Source organism: Pseudomonas sp. P5_B2 (genome assembly GCF_056400445.1).
Genome location: NZ_JBFULH010000667.1, coordinates 1 through 2,123, shown reverse-complemented (window position 1 = coordinate 2,123; position 2,123 = coordinate 1). Strand labels below are relative to the sequence as shown.

The following is a 2,123-nucleotide window of genomic DNA, read 5'->3' as shown; positions in this document are numbered from 1 at the left end:
TCTCCTGAGTAACGCATGGGTTTCGATCTTCGCAGCCCCCCATAGACGAATGTGTTTCTTGAGAACGACCGGTGACGCTTGGCAGAGGCACGTGAACAACAGTGAAAGTCGGCGCCCGCGCGTGGAGTGATGATTCGGTATGCCTACAAGGCCAGAATAGATCCGCCTCAAAATTTGGCACAAATCATCCAGAAACAGTCAATTCTTACCTATGAAAAACACATAGAGTCGGTTTCGGCTAGCTCCTACTGGTGGATGCAAGATACCTGGTATCCAGCCCCCCCACAGTAGCGGCAGCCCAGGAAATCAGCCGTAGAAACCGACCTGTCGGGTCGGTTCGAAAAAGATCCAAATACTCACGGAGGAGGCTTTCTGGTTGGCCAAACGCGATGTGATACATCGCTTCATATGACGATAATAATTTAAATAACAAGCTCGCCATTGACAGTGACTAGGCTGGGTAGAAGTTCAAACCGAGGTAACGCGAGCGATGCCTTTTGCGGCAAGCACTTCGCTCGGAATCACCCGGTTGCGAAAAGAAGCAGCCAGTCCCGTCCGTAGCTGTATCGGGCGCAGGCTAGGAGCCGGCAGGCCGCTAGTTCTCCTGTTGTTCAGCGATGTTGAATACCTCTGTCGAAATGAAGACTGACGAGTGATTCCTTGGAGCTTGAAACGCACGGTACGCGAGGCGAGAGCCGCTAAAAAGCTGTTGAATTCATCGTTCGACAGCTCTCACTTTCTTGCAATCGTAGTGGCGATGAGTGCCACAAAAAAGGAGTACCTATGATTTCCGGATGGCTCTCGAGCGTTCTCGCCCGCCGTAACATTCACTACGGCTGGGCCATGATCGCGGTCACTTTTTTAACCGCCCTCATCAGTGCTGCATCGGTAGGTGCGCCGGGTGTCTTTATCGTACCGATGCAGATGGAGTTCGGCTGGAACACCGTGGAGATCTCCTCCGCCCTTTCGATCCGTTTCGTGCTCTTCGGACTGATGGCTCCTTTCGCCGCCGCACTGATGAACAGATACGGCTTGCGCCATGTCACCCTCACTGCATTGACGATCATTGTGGTCAGCCTGTTGCTTTCGCTCGGCATGACGAAGGTCTGGCAACTGGTAGTCTTGTGGGGCGTCGCAGTCGGCATCGGCGCTGGCATGACAGCGTTGACACTCAGCGCCACTGTCGCGTCGCGCTGGTTCAGTGCTCGTCGAGGTCTCGTCGTTGGCGTTCTCACCGCCAGTACAGCGACTGGGCAGCTTATCTTTATGCCGATTCTCGCAAGCATCACCGACCAATGGGGATGGCGCTGGGCTCTCGGTTTGATGTGCGTCATGTTGGTAATTGCTGCATTGGCGGTGCTGCTGGTAATGCGCGATCGTCCGAGTGACATGGGCTTAAGGCCCTACGGAGATGTCGGAACTGATCCGATCACTGTACCTACGTCAAGCAGCGCATCGATCATCGCCGCCTCAATCGGCGCCCTGCGTGACGCCGCAAAAACCAAGGTGTTCTGGATCCTGTTCGGAACATTCTTCATCTGTGGCGCGACAACCAACGGCCTGGTGCAAGTTCACTTGATCCCAATGTGCGGTGACTTTGGTATTTCGCAGGTGAAGGCCGCTGGTTTACTCGCGGCCATGGGCGTATTCGACCTTGTCGGTACCGTCGCGTCTGGCTGGCTGTCCGATCGCTTCGACAACCGCCACCTGCTGTTTTGGTATTACAGCCTTCGTGGTTTGTCATTGATCGTGCTGCCTTTCACTGACTTCTCGATCTACGGCCTTTCATTGTTCGCTGTGTTTTATGGCCTCGACTGGATCGCGACCGTTCCTCCAACCGTGCGTCTTGCGGCCTCCCGTTTTGGTGCGGAGCGCGCAGGACTTGTATTCGGGTGGATTTTTGCTGGTCATCAAATCGGTGCGGCCGCCGCCGCTTTTGGGGCCGGTTGGTCACGGGTGACGCTCCTGAGTTACCTGCCTGCATTCTTTACGGGCGGTGCGCTTTGTCTGATTGCCGCGGTAGCCATCATGACGATCAGACAGCAGGAAAAGAAAATCGCAACGGCTGTCCAAGCTGCGAGTTGAACAACTCTAGATAGGTCAATTCATGCGGTTGGTGGCTC

1 protein-coding gene is annotated in these 2,123 nt (G+C 54.9%); it reads left to right on the top strand.

Features of this window, described 5'->3' with window-relative positions; translation table 11 throughout:
* Positions 1–783 precede the first annotated feature (783 nt).
* On the top strand, positions 784–2,085 hold the full coding sequence (locus tag AC1DRJ_RS25395; protein ID WP_477804580.1) for an MFS transporter: 1,302 nt from the start codon (positions 784–786) through the stop codon (positions 2,083–2,085).
* Positions 2,086–2,123: the final 38 nt, after the last annotated feature.